The following is a 15268-nucleotide window of genomic DNA, read 5'->3' on the forward strand; positions in this document are numbered from 1 at the left end:
GCCGACGCGTACCCTGGAAGGGGTCGACCGCCAGGACGGCGGAGGGAGGCGGCATGTCCGCTTCAGCAGCAGCGGTCCGAGCGCGAGCGGGCGTCCTCGCGCGGATCGGACGGGTCACGAGCTCGGCGGTCCGCTGGACGGGTCGGCTCCGCGGCGATCGGGTGCTGCGCGGCGCCGCGCTGCTCGCGGCGGTCGTGCTCGTGCTCGTGGAGACCCTCCTCGTCGCCGCGCCGGAGCTGCCGCTGCCGCTCGCCTTCGCGCTCGTGATCGTCCACGTCGGCGCCGTGCCGCTCGCGCTCCGCATCCCGAACGTCGCCGCGCCGATCTCGCTCGCCGCCGCGCTCGCCCTGCAGTGGCTGACCGCGGACACCGGGTCCGTGCTGTGGCCGTGGTCACCGGTGCTCATCGTGACGCAGTGCCTCGTGCTCGGCGCGGTCGCGGCCCGGACGACGCTGCCCGTCGCGCTGCTGCACTGGCTCATCGCGGTCGTGCTGTCCGCCGTGCTCGCCGCCGTCCTCCGCCCGGCGAGCGGCGACGAGACCTCCGTCGACGTCGCCGTGTTCGGCAGCATCTCGGCGGCGCTGATCGTCGTCGCCCTGCTGCTGCTGCAGTGGCGGCGGGTGCGGTCCGAGCTGCTCCACGAGCGACGCCTCGCGGCCGAGGAGGCGGAGCGCCGCCTCGTCGCGGAGGAGCGCACGAGGATCGCCCGCGAGCTGCACGACGTCGTCGCGCACAGCCTGTCGATCATCACGGTCCAGTCGTCGACGGCGCGGTTCCGCCACCAAGGGTTCAGCGCCGAGGCGGCGGACGAGTTCGACCGCATCGCCGCGCAGTCGCGGGAGGCGCTCGACGAGATGCGCGGACTCCTCCGGGTGCTCCGCGGCGCGGACGACGACGCGGAGCGGCGCCCGCAGCCCGGCCTCCACGACATCGAGGAGCTCGTGGCGCAGGCCCGCCGCGCCGGCACGGCGATCGTGCTCGAGGAGCCGAGCGGGCCCTGGACCGTCGGCGTCGGGCCGCTCACCGGCATCACCGCGTACCGGATCGTGCAGGAGGCGACGAGCAACGCCATCCGGCACGCCCCCGGCTCCGACGTGACCGTCTCGCTCGCCCGCGTCGGCGACGACATCGTCGTCTCGGTCGTGAACACCGCGACCGGCGAGCCCGCCGTCGACGGCCGGGCCGGGCACGGGCTCGTCGGCATGACCGAGCGGGCCGCGATCGCCGGCGGCACCGTCCGGTTCGGGCCGACGGAGGAGGGCGGGTTCGCGGTCGAGGCGCGGCTGCCCGTGTTCGTCCGATCCGGAGCGACCGCATGACCGTGCGGGTGCTGGTCGTCGACGACCAGGCGATGGTGCGCGCGGGCTTCGCGGCGCTGCTCGACGCGCAGCCCGACATCGAGGTCGTGGGCCAGGCGGCCGACGGCGCCGAGGGCGTCCGGCTCGCGGCGACGACGCGGCCCGACGTCGTCCTCATGGACGTGCGGATGCCGGTGCTCGACGGCATCGAGGCGACGCGCGAGATCCTCGCCGCCGCGGGCGGCCGCCCGCCGAAGGTGGTCGTGCTGACGACGTTCGACGTCGACGACTACGTGCTCGAGGCGCTGCGGGCCGGCGCGAGCGGCTTCCTGCTCAAGGACGCGCTGCCCGACGACCTCGTCGAGGCGGTCCGGGTCGTCGCCCGCGGCGACGCCCTGCTCGCCCCGAGCGTCACCCGCCGCCTCATCGAGCGGTTCGCGGCGCGGCCGACCGGCACGACCGCGATCGGCTCGGACCTCGACGTCCTGACCGAGCGGGAGCGGGAGGTCCTCCGCCAGGTCGCGCAGGGCCGCAGCAACGGCGAGATCGCGAAGGTGCTGTTCATCGCGGAGCAGACCGTGAAGAGCCACGTCAGCCGGGTGCTGACGAAGCTGGGCCTCCGCGACCGCGCCCAGGCCGTGGTCGTCGCCTACGAGTCGGGTCTCGTCGTCCCGGGCGACTGAGCGAGGCGGGGTGGTCTCGAGGCTCGCTCCGCTCGCACCTCGACCGGCGGGGCGGGGCTGAGCAGGGCGCGACACGCCGGGGGCAGTACTCGGGTACGGGGTCGAGGACGGCTCTGCGGAGGGATTCGCGCCGAGGGGCCCGTCCGTACCGTCGATCCGGTGACCAGCACCATCGCTCCGCCGTTCCGCTCGACCCTGCCGCGGCGGGTGCCGAAGGGCGCCGGACAGGCCGCGCACGCCAGCGACTACACCGAGCTGTCCCGCCGCGTGAAGGCGGCCGGCCTGCTCGAGCGCCGCTACGGCTCGTACGTGCTGCGGACCGTCCTGCTCGCGGTCGCGCTCGGCGTCGGCATCACGGCCGCCGTCCTCGTCGGCCACAGCTGGTGGCAGCTCGGGGTCGCCGCCTGGTTCGGCGTCGTCTTCGCCCAGGCCGGGTTCCTCGCGCACGACGCGGCCCACCGTCAGGTGTTCGAGTCCGGCAAGCGCAACGAGTGGTTCTCGCGGATCGTCGCGAACCTCGTCGTCGGGCTCGGCTACGGCTGGTGGATGCAGAAGCACACGCGCCACCACGGCAACCCGAACACGCTCGGCAAGGACATGGACCTCGACCCGAACCTCATCGTGTTCACGGAGGAGGATGCCGCAGCCCGGTCGACCGGCGTCGGCGCCTGGGTGCGCCGTCGGCAGGGCTGGCTCTTCCTCCCTGCGATGACGCTGACGGGCCTCGACCTGCACGTCAAGACCATCCGGATGCTCCTCTCCAAGGAGGGCGTGAAGCACCGCGGCGTCGAGTCGCTGCTGCTCGCCGTGCGGCTCCTCGGCCTGCCCGCCCTGTTCGTCCTGAGCGCCGGGCCGGTCATCGGCCTCGTCGCCCTCGCCGTCCAGCTGCTGCTCTTCGGCTTCCTGCTCGGCGGCGCGTTCGCCCCGAACCACATCGGCATGCCGCAGATCGCGCACACGCAGAAGGTCGACTACCTCCGCCGCCAGGTGCTCACGTCCCGCAACATCACGGGCGGTCCCGCCGTCGACTTCCTGATGGGCGGCCTGAACCACCAGATCGAGCACCACCTGTTCCCGAGCCTGCCGAGCGCGAACCTTCGCGCGGCGCGGCGCATGATCCGTGACTACTGCCTCGAGATGGGGCTGCCCTATACCGAGCGGGCGCTCCCCCGCGCGATGGCGGACGTGGTGCGCTCCGTGCACCGCATCGGCCTGAAGGCGGCGGACCCGTTCGACTGCCCGGCCGCCGCGGCGATGCGCATGGCGTAGGACGCGGACATGCCGAAGGGCCCGGGAGCGATGCTCCCGGGCCCTTCGTTCAATTCGTGGGACGAATCAGAAGCGCCCCGAACCCGATGGGTTCAGACCGCGCGGATGTTCGCGGCCTGCGGGCCGCGGTCGCCCTGCGCGATGTCGAACTCGACGCGCTGGTTCTCCTCCAGGTTGCGGAAACCCTTGCCCTGGATGGCGGAGAAGTGCGCGAAGAGGTCGGCGCCTCCGTCGTCGGGGGCGATGAAGCCGAAGCCCTTGTCGCCGTTGAACCACTTGACGGTACCGGTAGCCATATGTGCCTGCTTTCTCGAATCGTTCGACCCGGAGGTCCCGGATCGGCGCCACGCTGAACACACGCGTTCGAGATCGCCGGCTACGCCGTCGAAAGTCAATCCACCTGCTACAACACAACTGCGGTACCCACCGTAGCCCAGGGCGTCGCACTCGCCTACGGCTGAGCGGAAATCCGTGCCGTCAGACCCAGACCGGGGTGGACGCCTCGGGGTAGCGCGACCCGGAGGCGCCGTCCGGCACGATCTCCTGGATGCGGGCCAGGTCCTGCGGGCTCAGCCGGACGTCGGCGGCGCCGATGTTCTCCCGGATCCGGTCGACGCTGCGGGTGCCGGGGATCGGCACGACCTCGTCGCCCTGCGCGAGCAGCCAGGCGAGCGCGAGCTGCGGGGTGGTGATCCCCTTCTGCGCGGCGAACGCGTGCAGCTCGTCGACGATGCGGCGGTTCGCCGCGTAGTGCTCGCCCTGCCAGCGGGCGTTGTGGCGGCGGAAGTCGTCCTCCGAGTACTCCTCCGCCGGGCGCACGTCGCTCGTCAGGAACCCGCGACCGAGCGGCGAGTACGGGACGAAGCCGATGCCGAGCTCCTCGACGACGGGCAGAACCGCGTCCTCGACCTGGCGCTCGAAGATCGAGTACTCGGTCTGGAGGACGGAGACCGGCTGCACGGCGTGCGCCTTCCGGATCGTCTCCGGGCCGGCCTCGCTGAGCCCGAAGAACCGCACCTTGCCCTCGTCGATCAGGCCCCGCACGGCGCCCGCGACGTCCTCGATGGGCACGTCCGGGTCGACGCGGTGCTGGTACAGGACGTCGATGACGTCCGTGCCGAGCGCGCGGAGGCTGTCCTCCACCACGTCGCGGATGTGCTGCGGGCGGCTGTCGAGCCCGCTCGGGCGGCCGTCCGGACCGAAGCGGAAGCCGAACTTCGTCGCGATGACGACGTCCTTCCGGTACGGCGCGAGCGCCTCGCCGACGATCTGCTCGTTCAGGTGGCGGCCGAGGCCGTACAGCTCGGCGGTGTCGAAGAAGGTGACCCCGAGCTCGTGGGCCTTCGCGATCGTGCGGACGGCCTCGGCCCGGTCGGGCCCGGGGCCGTACGCCATGGTGAAGCCCATCGTGCCGAGCCCGATGGCGGAGGCCTCGAGGCCGTGGGTGCCGAGTGCGCGCGTCTGCATGCGACCGACGCTACGTCCGCCGGTTCGGAGCGGGATGGGCGTCGCTCAGGGCAGGCGTCGCGCCAGCAGGGCGGCGCCGAGCGCGGGGCCGTGCAGCGGGGCGCGGAGGTCGACGGCGTCGCCGAGCGCCGCGGTGAAGGCGGCGAGCACGAGCGGCGCCTGGAACATCCCGCCCGAGTACGAGACCGGGACGACGCCCTCGGCGCCGAGCGTCCGACGCACCGCCTGCACGAGCGCGGCGAGCTCCCGGCCCGCCTCCTCCACGATCGCCGACGCGACCGCGTCACCGTCCTCGGCGGCCGCGACGACCACCCGGGACAGGGCCGCGATCCGCGCGCGGTCCTCCGCCCACTCCCCCACGACGACGCCGATCACGTCGAGGTCGGTCGGTGCGGCGACGGCCTCCCGGATCCGCGCGTGCAGCGGGCCGCGCGGCAGGCGGCCGTCGCTCATCCGGGTGAACGCGCTCAGCCCGCGCACGGCCGTCCAGTACCCGGAGCCCTCGTCGCCGAACACCTCGCTCCAGCCGCCGGCCCGAGCGGTGCGGCCGGCCCACTCGCCGTACGCGATCGAGCCGGTGCCCGCCACGACGTTGATCCCGTCGGCGCCGCCGAGCGAGCCGGCCCAGCCGGCGACCATGTCGTTGCCGACGGCGTAGCGCTCGTGCCCGAGCACCTCGCCTGGCACGCGCTCGAGCACCGGGAGGTCCGGCGTCGACTCGCCGTGGCCGGGCAGCGCGAAGAAGGCGCGGTCGATCGTCGCCGGCTCGATCCCGAGCGCGTCGAGGCCCTGCCGCAGCACGGATCGGATCAGCCCGGCGTCCGCGGGGAACGCGTACAGGCTCGGCGCCGTCGCCTCCGCGAGCACCGCGCCGTGCTCGTCGGCGACCACGAACGCCGTCTTCGTGCCGCCGCCGTCGACCCCGAGGAAGCGCGCCACGGTCAGTCCTCGAGCGGATGGATCGTGACGCCCTGCACGACGCGGTTCACGGCGCCGCCGGGGAACGGGTTGTCCGTCGGGACGCCCGCGTTGACCGAGGCGGTCAGCGCGAGCAGCTGCCCGACGAGGACGAACGGCACGGCGAGCCAGCCGTCGTCGAGCCCGTCCAGGCCGCGGAGCACCCAGTCGGCCTCCCCGCCGCCGGAGGCGCGCACGGTCAGCACCGCGTCGTCGCCGATCGCGGCGCGCAGCTCGCGCGCGATGTCGTCGTCGTACCGGCTCGTGTACGGGTCCGCGGAGGCGTAGACGACCACGAGCGTCGCCCCGTCGACGACCGCCTTCGGGCCGTGCCGGAAGCCGAGGGCGGAGTCGAAGTAGGTGTCGATGCCGCCGGCGGTGAGCTCGAGCACCTTCAGCGCCGATTCGCGCGCGATGCCGGCGAGCGGACCGCTGCCGAGGAACACGATCCGCTCGGGCGCCCGTGCGGCGAGCGCCTCGATGCGGGCGCGGGCGTCGAGCACCTGCGCACCGGCGTCCGCGACCGCGCCCACGACCTGCTCGTCGTCGCCGAGGAGGACGAGCAGCACCGAGAGGAGCATGGAGGTGAAGCTCGACGTCATCGCGAAGCCCTCGTCGTTCGAGCGCTCCGGCGTGAGGAGCACGAACGACCGCGGCCGGTCGGCGTGCACGCGGGCCAGCCGCCCCTCCGCCGCGCAGGTGATGACGAGGTGGTGCACGTCCCGCAGGACCCGGTCGGCGGTCTCGGTCGCCGCGAGGCTCTCGGGGCTGTCGCCGGACCGGGCGAAGGAGACGAGCAGGGTCGGCACGTCCTCCGCGAGGCGGCCGGCAGGGTCGGAGACGAGGTCCGTCGTCGCGACCGCCTCGATCCTCCGGTGCAGCCGCCGCGACAGCGCCGGGGCGGCGACCTCGCCGACGAAGGCCGAGCTGCCCGCGCCGGTGAGCACGATGCGGAGGTCCGGGGCGGCGAGCAGCGGCGCGAGGAAGGCGTCGAGCGCCTCGCGGCGGTCCGCGACGATCCGGCCCGCCTCCCGCCAGACGTCGGGCTGGCGGCTCAGCTCGCGCTCGGTCGCGGTCCCCTCGCCGAGGCGGGAGGAGGAGAGGGTGTCGGCGGTGGCCTGAGGCTCTCGAAGGGTCATCGGCGGACTCCAGACGGGGCGGATTCGGCGGGGAGGTCGGCGGCGCGGGTCGCGGTGGCGTAGGGCCGGAGCGCGTCGCGGACCCGGTCGAGCAGCAGCGCCCGCGGCTCGTTCGGCAGCTCGCCGCGTCGGACCCGGAGGTACTGCGCGGGCAGGTACTGGCTGAGCAGCGGCTCGGGGACGCCCGCGGCGTCGAGGTTCGCGAGCAGCCGGTCGACCGCCGCCTCGATCCGCGGGTCCGGCAGGGAGTAGCGCATCCGGTCGCTGTAGCTGAAGCGCCGCGCGATGCGCTGCTCGTCCGGGGTGCCCTCGTAGTAGCGCTCCCACCGGTCCGGGTCGCCCAGCATGACCCGCTCGATGACGGCGAGCAGGTCGGAGCGCTCGGCGGCGGGGACGAGCTGGTCCTCGATCGCGGCGAGCGCGAGGAGGCCCTCCCGCAGCGCGAACGTGAGGCCGGGACCGACCTTGAGCACCGCCCAGTGGTCGCGGACGAGGGCGGCGAGGCCCTCCTCGAGCTGGTAGTCGGTCGAGTGCGCCTCGAACACGGCGTCGGGCTCGTCGTCGAGCACGTGCTGGAGGGCCTCCGTGCGGGACGGGTCGTAGTCGAAGACGCGGACGTGGTCGAACTCGACGCCGGGCTGCACGACGAGGGCCATGATGCGCGGCCACGCGTCGCCGGCGCCGGCGGCCTCGAACGCGCGGCGGTGCGCGGCGAGCGTCGCGCGCGCCGCCTCGGGCGGCGTCGGGCGGAGCGCGTCGATCGTCTCGTGGGCGCCGCCCGGGACGGGCACCTCCGTGCCGATCACGTAGCGGACCGCGTCGGGGTCGGGCGCCGCCGCCTCGGCGGCGACGAGGAGCCGCGCGGCCCGCGCGGCCACGACGTCGTCCGTCAGCGGCGTCGCGTCGCCGGCGAGCGGCATGCTGCAGTCGAGGTGGAGCTTCGTGTAGCCGGCGGCGGCGTAGGCGCGGACGAGGTCCTCGGCCTTGGGCATCGCGACGTCCTCCGGCTCCCCCTGCCAGGTGTTCGGGCCGAGGTGGTCGCCGCCGAGCGCGACCCGGTCGGCCGGGAGGCCCTCCTCCGCGGCGATCCGGTGCACGAGGTCGCGGAAGTCGGCCGGGCGCATCCCGGTGTAGCCGCCGAACTGGTCGACCTGGTTCGACGTCGCCTCGACCAGGACCGGCGAGCCGTCGGCCGCCGCCTGCCGCATCGCGGCCGCGAGGACGAGCGGGTGCGCCGAGCAGACGGAGGCGATGCCGACCGCGTGTCCGGCCTTGTGCGCGCGGAGCACGGCTCCGAGGTGATCCGTCATGCGGGCGTGCGCCTTCCCTTCGTCGAGTGCGACGTCCATCGTCCGTGCAGGAGCGCCTGCGCGCCGGGTCGGGGCCGCAACCGCTCATCCGGACTGCTCGATGCGCGCGGCGTCCGCGCGGTCATCGCGACCGCCGCCGCACGTCGGCGAGGTGCGCCGCGCCGATCGCGGCCGCCGCGGTGCCGTGCGCGGCGGGCACGACGACGGGCTCCGGGAAGCCGGCGAGGCGCTCCGCGAGTGCGGCGCGGAGCGGGTCGAGGAGGGCGTCGCCCGCGCGGGCGAGGCCGCCGCCGACCGCGACGGTGCCGGGCGCGATGAGCGCGATCGTCCAGGCGAGGACCTCCGCGAGGGCGTCGACGGTCTCGCGCCACCGCTCGGCCGCGACGGCGTCGCCCGCCTGCATCGCCGCCAGCACCGGGGCCGCCTCCGGCGCGCCGTACCGGAGCGCGAGGCCGCCGGCCGACGCGACCTCCTCCACCCGCAGCCCCCGGTGCGGGCCGGGGCCGAACCGCAGCTGCCCCACCTCGCCGGCCCAGCCGGTGCCGATCGGCCGCGCGTCGGCGTCGACGACCGCGAGGGCGAGCCCGGTGCCGACCGGGGCGAACACGAGCGCCCCGGGCCGGCCCGCGCCGGCGCCCGTCAGCCGCTCCGCGACGGCGCCCGCGCGGACGTCGTGCGTCAGCGCGACGGGCACGCCGGTCCGCGACTCGAGGAGGTCCCGCACCGGGACCTCCTGCCAGCCGAGGTTGACCGACATGCGCGTGACACCCGCCTCGTCGTCGACGATGCCCGGCGTCGCGACGCCGATCGCGGCGACGCCCGGGAAGCCGGCGGCGAGCCCGGCCAGCAGATCGGCCGTCCGCTCCCCCGTCGGGTCGCCCTTCGGCGTCGGCACCGTCGGCCCCGCGCCGCCGTGCCACCACGTCTTGATCGCGGTGCCGCCGACGTCGACCCCGAGCACGTCCTCGTCCATGACGCCAGCATCCCGGATCCTCGGGTCCGGCGAGCGACCGGACCGCGCGAATCGCGCCGTCCGACTGCGCGTTTGTCGCCGGACCGATCGCGCGGACGCCGCACCGGGCAAGACTGCCGCCGACCGACGACGGGGAGACGGCATGGGCGACACGAGCACGATCGGGACGAGGACGCTGCGGGTCGGGGTGATCGGGATCGGTCAGCGCGCCGAGATCGCCCAGCACGTGGGGAGCACCGACACCGCGGCCCGGCTGGTGCTCGCCGTCGACCCGACGGAGGTCGGTCGGGCGCGCGCCGCCCGGAGCTTCGGCCCGGACGTGCAGGTCGCCGCGGACCTGGGGGACGCGATCGCCGCGGACCTCGACGCCGCGATCGTCACCACTCCCGACGACACCCACGCCGCCATCGCGATCCCGCTGCTCGAGGCGGGCGTCGCGGTCTACCTCGAGAAGCCGATGGCGATCACCCTCGAGGACTGCGACCGGCTGCTCGAGACCGCCGCCCGCACGGGCACGCCCCTCTACGTCGGCCACAACATGCGGCACATGTCGGTGGTCCGGCAGATGAAGGCGCTGATCGACGACGGCGCGATCGGCGAGGTGAAGTCGATCTGGTGCCGCCACTTCGTCGGCAACGGCGGCGACTTCTACTTCAAGGACTGGCACGCCGAGCGGCGGCACGTGAACTCCCTGCTCCTGCAGAAGGCGAGCCACGACCTCGACGTCATGCACTGGCTCGCCGGCCGGTCGACGAAGCGCGTCACGGCGCTCGGCGCGCTCACCGTCTACGGGGCCGTGGAGGACCGCGGCACGCACGAGGGCGAGGTGATGCCCGACTGGTTCTCGCACGACAACTGGCCGCCCGAGGCGCAGACCGGGCTGAACCCGGTGATCGACGTCGAGGACGTCTCGATGATGCTGATGGACCTCGGCGACGGCGTGACCGCCAGCTACGAGCAGTGCCACTTCACGCCCGACTACTGGCGCAACTACACGGTCATCGGCACCCGCGGCCGGCTGGAGAACTTCGGCGACACCCCGGGCGGCGTCATCCGCGTCTGGAACCGTCGCCACGACTGGCAGCTCGCCGGCGACGTCGAGGTGCCGATCGAGGGCGAGGGCGAGGGCCACGAGCAGGCCGACGTCCGCACCATGGGCGAGTTCCTGCGCCACGTCGCCACGGGCGCGCCCACCGAGGTGTCCCTGATCGCCGCCCGCGACGCGGTCGCCGCCGGCGCGCTCGCCGCCGAGTCGCTCCGCGACGGCGGCACCCCGCGCGACGTGCCGCCCCTGGCCGCCGACCTGATCTCCCGCCTCGAGCACCGCACCGCCACTCCCGCAACCACGAGCTGAACGGACCACGCCATGCCCCGCACCACCAGCCATCCCGTCACCCGCCGCGCGCTCGTCGGCCTGGCCGGCGCCGCGACCGCCGGCCTCCTGCTCGCCGGCTGCTCCAGCCCCGGCGGCTCCGGCGGCGCGCCGAGCGGCGACTACACCGCCGCGCCGAAGGACCTGAAGGCCTCCATCACCTACGCGCTCTGGGACCAGACGCAGGTGAAGGCCATCCAGGCGAACCTCGCCGGGTTCAAGAAGGAGTACCCGAACATCTCCGTGAACGTAGACGTGACGCCGTACGACACGTACTTCACGAAGCTGCAGACCGAGGCGTCGAGCAACACGATGCCCGACCTGTTCTGGCTCAACGGCCCGAACTTCCAGCTCTACGCCGACAACGGCAAGGTCGAGCCGATCACCGGCGAGATCAAGGCCGGGGCGATCGACCCGAAGAACTACCCGTCCGCGCTCGTCGACCTCTACACGGCGAACGGCGTGCACTACGGCGTCCCGAAGGACTTCGACACGATCGGCCTCTGGTACAACAAGGCGCTCTTCGCGAAGGCGGGGGTCGCGGTGCCGACGAGCGACTGGACGTGGGACGACCTCACGACCGCCGCGACCACGATCTCGTCGAAGCTGAAGGGCCAGGGGATCTACGGCGTCGCCGCCGGCATGGACGGGCAGACCACCTACTACGACACGATCTTCCAGGCGGGCGGGAACGTCATCTCCGCCGACGGGAAGAAGTCGGAGTACGCGAGCGACGCCACGAAGAAGGGCATCGTCTTCTGGCGCGACCTGATCGCCTCGAAGGGCTCCCCCTCCGTCAAGCAGCTGACGGACACCCCCGCGGACCAGTGGTTCGTGAGCGGCAAGGCGGCGATGCTGATCGGCGGCGACTGGGGCCGCTCGGAGATCGCGGCCGCCCCGATCGCGAAGGACGTGCAGGTCGCGCCGCTGCCGAAGGGCGAGCAGAAGGCCACAGTCATCCACGGGGTCTCGAACGTCGTCGCGGCCGGCAGCAGGAACAAGCAGGCGGCGCAGGCGCTGCAGGTCTACCTCGCGAGCAAGGCCGCCCAGCAGCAGCAGGGCGACATGGGCGCCGTGATCCCCGCGTTCAACGGCACGCAGGACTCGTTCGCGAAGTCGATGCCGGGCGTCGACCTGCAGGTCTTCCTCGACGAGCTCGCCTACGCGAAGCCGCTGCCGGTCTCGAAGAACACGGCGGCCTGGAACGCGCTCGAGGCGAAGTACCTGCCGGGCGTCTTCGCCGGCACGTCCCCCGTCGACTCGACCCTCGAGCAGCTGCAGACCGAGATGACCGCGGCGCTCGCGAAGGGATGAGCGGCTTCCAGCGCGCGGTCCCCCGCGCAGCCGGCCGCCCCGCCACCCGGCGGGGCGGCTCCGGCGTGCACACGGACGGCTGGTGGCCGGTCCTCTTCGTCGCGCCGCTGCTGATCGGCGTCGCGGCGTTCTACCTGTGGCCGATCGTCCAGACGTTCTGGTTCTCGTTCACGACCTTCGGCGTCTTCGGCGGCCAGACGTTCAGCGGCGTCGCGAACTACGTGGCGCTCGTGCAGGACCCGGAGTTCTACACGTCCCTCGGGAACACCCTGATCTACACGGCGATCGTGCTGCTCGGGGTGCCGCTCGCGGTCTGGCTCGCGGCGCTGCTGAACACGCCCGGCCTCCGCTTCGCGTCCTTCTACCGGGTCCTCTTCTTCCTGCCGTACATCGCGATGCCGACAGCCGTCGCGCTCGTGTGGCGGCTGATCTTCAACGGTGACTACGGCGTCCTGAACTGGTTCCTGTCGCTGGTCGGCCTCCCCGGCCCGTACTGGGTGAGCACGCCGGGCTTCGCGATCCTCGCCGTGTCGATCGTCGGGCTGTGGTCGTCGCTCGGGTTCTCGATGATCGTGCTCGCGGCCGGGCTGAAGGCGATCCCGCCGGAGCTCTACGAGGCCGCGGAGCTCGACGGCGCCTCCCCCGCCCGGCGCTTCCGGTCGGTCACCGTGCCGCTGCTGACCCCGACGATCTTCTTCGTCACCGTCGTGACGGTGATCTCGAGCTTCCAGCTCTTCGACCTGCTATACGCGATCATGGGCCCGCGCAACCCGGCGATGCCGTCGTCGATGTCGCTCGTCTTCTACTTCTTCCAGGCGGGCTTCGTCGACAACCAGCAGGGGTTCGCGGCGGCCATCGCCATGGCGATCTTCGCGCTGATCGGGCTCGTGACCCTGGTGCAGTTCCGACTCCAGCGGAGGTGGGTGGCCGATGTCTAGCGCCGTGTCGACGAGGTCCGCAGCGGCGGTCCGCACCAGGACGCCCGCGACCCGGAGCCGCCGGCGGCCGCGTCACGCGGTCGCGCACGTCGTGCTCGGCGTGGGCGGGTTCCTGATGGCCTTCCCGTTCCTGTGGCAGATCATCATGTCGCTGTCCACGAACAGCCAGGTCCGCAGCGTCGTGCCGACGTTCTGGCCCGGCACGCTCCAGTGGCACAACTACGTCGACGTGTTCGCGCAGCTGCCGTTCCTGCCGCAGCTCGGCGTCTCCGTGACCATCACGGTGATCCGGACGGTCGCGCAGATCGTGCTCTGCACCCTGGCCGGCTACGCCTTCGCGCGGATGCGGTTCCGCGGCCGGAACCTGCTGCTCGGGCTGGTGCTGTCGATCCTGCTCGTGCCGTCGCAGGTCTACCTGCTGTCGCAGTACCAGATCGTCCAGTCGCTCGGCTGGCTCAACACCATCCCGGGCATCGTCGCGCCGGGCCTGTTCAGCGCGTTCGGAACGTTCCTGATGCGGACGGCGTTCATGAACCTGCCGAACGAGCTGGAGGAGGCCGCCCGCATCGACGGCGCGAACCCCTGGCAGATCTTCACGCGCGTGATGATGCCGCTCGTCCGCTCGAACATCAGCGTGCTCGCGATCACGACCGTGCTGTTCAGCTGGAACGAGCTGCTCTGGCCGCTCGTCGTGACGACGTACGCGAACCTCCAGCCGCTCGCGGCCGGGCTGGCGACGCTGTCCGGCAGCGTGACGGTCGACTACCCGATCATCATGGCGGCGAGCCTCATGGCGACCGCGCCCGTGCTGATCGCGTTCATCCTGCTCCAGCGCCGCGTGATCGACGGGATCGCGTCCTCCGGCCTGAAGTAAGGCGCGCCGTACGCGCTCGCGGGGCCATCCGCTGCAATTCGGGCCGTGCGCACCGCCCGGATTGCAGCGGAAGGCCCCGCTCCGCACGGATGACGTCTCGGGAGCACGTGAGCAGGCTGCGGGTGCAGCACGGCGGGCCGGGAGTCGCCTCCCGGCCCGCCGCCCTTCCGACCGTTCGGGTCAGCGGATGCGCACCGTCTGGTGGAGGTCGTTCAGGCCGGCCGAGGCGTGCCAGGTGCCGACGTTCGCGAGCCGGATGGCGTAGCGCGGGTCCTTCGCGGTCCTCTTGTCCGCCGCCGGGAGGGCGAGGTACACGACGTACTTCCCGTGCGGCAGGTGGCGGATCGCGGTGCGGACCGTGGTGGTCGTGCCGGCCGCCCAGCGGCGCACGTCCGTCTTCAGCGCGACCGAGTAGCGGTGCTTCCCGCTGACGAGCACGAGCTTCGCGGGCCGTGCGTTGTACGGCGCCGCCCAGCCGGTGTTCTGCACGCGGATCGTGACGGTCGGCATGCGGCCGGCCGTGACCGTGCTCGAGGTGAGCTGGAAGCGGTAGCCGAGCTTCCGCTCCACCGTCGCGATGCCCGCGGCGCCCCACGAGTCGAGCACGTCGGTGTTGTACTCGCGGTTCAGGTAGCTGTAGTGGAAGCGCGCCAGCTGCGTCTTCGCGTTCGGGAACTCCGACAGCGGCGGGTCGACGTTGCAGGTCTCGCCGCCCACCGGCACGAACCGGCTGTCCGCCGCCAGGTAGTCCTGGTCGAGCGAGATCGGGTCGGACAGGTAGGTGCCGAAGTCGTCCGGCGACGCGAGGAAGCAGTCGTTGTGATGCCCGATCCGCGCCGCGAGGGTGTTCCGGTAGGCCTCCTTCGGCGTCAGGGCGCCGGCGGTCCCGGTGGTCCGACCCGCGATCTCCTGCTTCATGAGCGGCGTCCGGACCTGCACGGTCCGGGTCGGCAGGGCCGTGAGCTCCGCCTCGACGACCGCGCGTCGCTTCGCCCAGTCCGCGTCGGACACCGCCTGGGTCTTCGGGTCGGCGAAGAAGTCGGTGTAGTAGCCCTCGCCCCACAGCCCGATGAAGCCCTGCTGCAGCGTCGCGATGAGGCCGGCGTTCCGCCGGAGCAGCGGAGTCAGCTCGCGGATGTGCTTCTGCACCGTCGGCAGGTCGGCGTCACCGAAGGGCGCGACGTAGGGATCGGCGCCGCCCTCGACGTAGGCGAAGCGGAGGACGACCGTGAAGCCGTTGCGCTTCACCACGTCGAAGTCGTGCTGCAGCTTCGTGAGCAGGTCGTGGCTGAGGTCCGCGCCCTTCGCGAAGTCGTCGAGGTAGTAGACGCGGTTGATCTGGGTGTCGCCGAGCTTCCGCCAGGCGCGCAGCTGCGCATCGGTGAGCGGCGCCCAGTCCTTCCCGCCGTCGCGGTAGTGCGTGTCGGTCTCGTGGTCGAACCCGCGCTCGGGGTTCGGGATGTTCGCGCTGCTCGCCCGGTAGGTCACCGTGCGACCCGGATGGTGGTCGGGGTGCGCGGAGGCCGCGGTGGCGGGCACGGCCAGCGCGAGGGTCGCGGCGACGGCGGCCGTGGCGAGCACGACCCGGCGGCGTCGCCGGGTGGAGGTGGTGTCGGTCATCGCCTCATGCTCGGAGCGGGTGCCCGCGGAGTCGAGGCGCCCCGCCGATCGCGC

At 73.1% G+C, this 15268-nt stretch carries 14 protein-coding genes; 7 read left to right on the forward strand and 7 right to left on the reverse strand.

From position 1 onward, the window contains the following. Positions 1-53: 53 nt before the first annotated feature. The 3 genes from CLV52_RS10185 (at position 54) to CLV52_RS10195 (ending at position 3250) form a co-directional block, all read left to right on the forward strand. Positions 54-1319 (forward strand): sensor histidine kinase, encoded by a 1266-nt coding sequence (locus CLV52_RS10185; RefSeq protein WP_133766234.1) that lies wholly within the window; start codon positions 54-56, stop codon positions 1317-1319. Further along, positions 1316-1981: a response regulator gene (locus tag CLV52_RS10190; protein WP_133766235.1), complete on the forward strand. Its 666-nt coding sequence runs from the start codon at positions 1316-1318 to the stop codon at positions 1979-1981. Before CLV52_RS10185 ends, CLV52_RS10190 begins: the two co-directional genes overlap by 4 nt. Positions 1982-2140: 159 nt before the next feature. After that, positions 2141-3250 carry a fatty acid desaturase family protein gene (locus CLV52_RS10195; protein ID WP_133766236.1) on the forward strand — a complete coding sequence of 370 codons (1110 nt, stop codon included), beginning with the start codon at positions 2141-2143 and terminating at the stop codon, positions 3248-3250. 92 nt (positions 3251-3342) lie between these two features. Here the strand turns inward: CLV52_RS10195 and CLV52_RS10200 are convergent, their stop codons facing one another. From CLV52_RS10200 to CLV52_RS10225, 6 genes are all read right to left on the reverse strand, one after another. Next, positions 3343-3546 (reverse strand): cold-shock protein, encoded by a 204-nt coding sequence (locus CLV52_RS10200; RefSeq protein WP_119482067.1) that lies wholly within the window; start codon positions 3544-3546, stop codon positions 3343-3345. Positions 3547-3727: 181 nt separating this feature from the next. Beyond that, positions 3728-4717: an aldo/keto reductase gene (locus tag CLV52_RS10205; RefSeq protein ID WP_133766237.1), complete on the reverse strand. Its 990-nt coding sequence runs from the start codon at positions 4715-4717 to the stop codon at positions 3728-3730. A 45-nt stretch (positions 4718-4762) separates the two neighbouring features. Then, the gene (locus CLV52_RS10210) at positions 4763-5656 is read right to left on the reverse strand and encodes an N-acetylglucosamine kinase (protein ID WP_211342674.1); all 894 of its coding nucleotides are present in this window, start codon (positions 5654-5656) and stop codon (positions 4763-4765) included. Positions 5657-5658: 2 nt separating this feature from the next. Beyond that, the gene (locus CLV52_RS10215) at positions 5659-6813 is read right to left on the reverse strand and encodes an SIS domain-containing protein (protein ID WP_133766239.1); all 1155 of its coding nucleotides are present in this window, start codon (positions 6811-6813) and stop codon (positions 5659-5661) included. Next, a complete protein-coding gene (locus CLV52_RS10220) occupies positions 6810-8123 on the reverse strand; it encodes a D-tagatose-bisphosphate aldolase, class II, non-catalytic subunit (protein ID WP_133766240.1) in 1314 nt (437 codons plus the stop codon). The genes CLV52_RS10215 and CLV52_RS10220 overlap by 4 nt, the downstream gene beginning before the upstream one ends. Before the next feature lie 121 nt (positions 8124-8244). After that, entirely contained in the window at positions 8245-9096 is an 852-nt protein-coding gene (locus CLV52_RS10225; RefSeq protein ID WP_162850805.1) for an ROK family protein, read from the reverse strand. Between the two features lie 142 nt (positions 9097-9238). Here CLV52_RS10225 and CLV52_RS10230 point away from each other — a divergent pair, with 142 nt between their 5' ends. Genes CLV52_RS10230 through CLV52_RS10245 form a run of 4 tightly spaced genes read left to right on the forward strand, consistent with a single transcriptional unit; the run spans position 9239 to position 13594 of the window. Continuing rightward, positions 9239-10450 carry a Gfo/Idh/MocA family protein gene (locus CLV52_RS10230; protein ID WP_133766242.1) on the forward strand — a complete coding sequence of 404 codons (1212 nt, stop codon included), beginning with the start codon at positions 9239-9241 and terminating at the stop codon, positions 10448-10450. 12 nt (positions 10451-10462) lie between these two features. After that, a complete protein-coding gene (locus CLV52_RS10235; RefSeq protein ID WP_133766243.1) occupies positions 10463-11782 on the forward strand; it encodes an ABC transporter substrate-binding protein in 1320 nt (439 codons plus the stop codon). Continuing rightward, the gene (locus tag CLV52_RS10240) at positions 11779-12720 is read left to right on the forward strand and encodes a carbohydrate ABC transporter permease (RefSeq protein WP_133766244.1); all 942 of its coding nucleotides are present in this window, start codon (positions 11779-11781) and stop codon (positions 12718-12720) included. Before CLV52_RS10235 ends, CLV52_RS10240 begins: the two co-directional genes overlap by 4 nt. Further along, entirely contained in the window at positions 12713-13594 is an 882-nt protein-coding gene (locus CLV52_RS10245) for a carbohydrate ABC transporter permease (protein WP_133766245.1), read from the forward strand. The genes CLV52_RS10240 and CLV52_RS10245 overlap by 8 nt, the downstream gene beginning before the upstream one ends. Positions 13595-13774: 180 nt before the next feature. On the opposite strand, the gene CLV52_RS10250 is transcribed toward CLV52_RS10245, so the two are convergent. Next, positions 13775-15214 (reverse strand): DUF4832 domain-containing protein, encoded by a 1440-nt coding sequence (locus CLV52_RS10250; RefSeq protein WP_133766246.1) that lies wholly within the window; start codon positions 15212-15214, stop codon positions 13775-13777. Between the last annotated feature and the right edge of the window lie 54 nt (positions 15215-15268).

It is taken from the genome of Amnibacterium kyonggiense, from assembly GCF_004364555.1.
GTDB classification, from domain to species: Bacteria; Actinomycetota; Actinomycetes; order Actinomycetales; family Microbacteriaceae; genus Amnibacterium; species Amnibacterium kyonggiense.

Bases quoted from the DNA above. Each gene is read 5' to 3' on its own strand.
- CLV52_RS10230 (WP_133766242.1), top strand. From the start codon at position 9,239: ATGGGCGACACGAGCACGATCGGGACGAGGACGCTGCGGGTCGGGGTG.
- CLV52_RS10245 (WP_133766245.1), top strand. From the start codon at position 12,713: ATGTCTAGCGCCGTGTCGACGAGGTCCGCAGCGGCGGTCCGCACCAGG.
- CLV52_RS10220 (WP_133766240.1), bottom strand. From the start codon at position 8,123: ATGACGGATCACCTCGGAGCCGTGCTCCGCGCGCACAAGGCCGGACAC.
- CLV52_RS10250 (WP_133766246.1), bottom strand. From the start codon at position 15,214: ATGACCGACACCACCTCCACCCGGCGACGCCGCCGGGTCGTGCTCGCC.
- CLV52_RS10200 (WP_119482067.1), bottom strand. From the start codon at position 3,546: ATGGCTACCGGTACCGTCAAGTGGTTCAACGGCGACAAGGGCTTCGGC.
- CLV52_RS10240 (WP_133766244.1), top strand. From the start codon at position 11,779: ATGAGCGGCTTCCAGCGCGCGGTCCCCCGCGCAGCCGGCCGCCCCGCC.
- CLV52_RS10235 (WP_133766243.1), top strand. From the start codon at position 10,463: ATGCCCCGCACCACCAGCCATCCCGTCACCCGCCGCGCGCTCGTCGGC.
- CLV52_RS10205 (WP_133766237.1), bottom strand. From the start codon at position 4,717: ATGCAGACGCGCGCACTCGGCACCCACGGCCTCGAGGCCTCCGCCATC.
- CLV52_RS10185 (WP_133766234.1), top strand. From the start codon at position 54: ATGTCCGCTTCAGCAGCAGCGGTCCGAGCGCGAGCGGGCGTCCTCGCG.
- CLV52_RS10215 (WP_133766239.1), bottom strand. From the start codon at position 6,813: ATGACCCTTCGAGAGCCTCAGGCCACCGCCGACACCCTCTCCTCCTCC.
- CLV52_RS10190 (WP_133766235.1), top strand. From the start codon at position 1,316: ATGACCGTGCGGGTGCTGGTCGTCGACGACCAGGCGATGGTGCGCGCG.
- CLV52_RS10225 (WP_162850805.1), bottom strand. From the start codon at position 9,096: ATGGACGAGGACGTGCTCGGGGTCGACGTCGGCGGCACCGCGATCAAG.